Raw genomic sequence first — 322 nt, forward strand, 5'->3', positions numbered from 1 at the left:
CGACCTTTCTCCGCCCGCTTCTATTCCCATGGTCAGGCGCTACTGGCCAATGACGAGCAAGAGATCCTAAACCAGCTGCACAGAGATCGCCGGGACTTTCTGGCCACCCGTGATGGCAATATCAATATGCTGTCTGACCCCTTGAGAAACCGCTTCGAAAAGGTGTCCCAATACCGAAACTGGACCCTCTGGGTTGAAAAAGAGTAATACAGAATGAAGAGCCTACCTCTATGGTGAGTGTTCTTTCATTCTCAGCTTTCGAACGACTGTGATCCGCTTCCCAGCTCAGAAAAGATTTCTATTAAAACAATGCAGATATTTT

Annotated in this window: 1 protein-coding gene; it reads left to right on the plus strand. The window is 47.8% G+C overall.

Annotated elements, in window-relative coordinates:
• The coding region (locus CWC16_RS20160) for a hypothetical protein (RefSeq protein ID WP_212747475.1) at positions 1-207 on the plus strand (207 nt) is incomplete at its 5' end.
• Positions 208-322 lie beyond the last annotated feature (115 nt).

The sequence above is a fragment of the Pseudoalteromonas sp. S3776 genome, assembly GCF_005886915.1.
GTDB lineage: Bacteria > Pseudomonadota > Gammaproteobacteria > Enterobacterales > Alteromonadaceae > Pseudoalteromonas.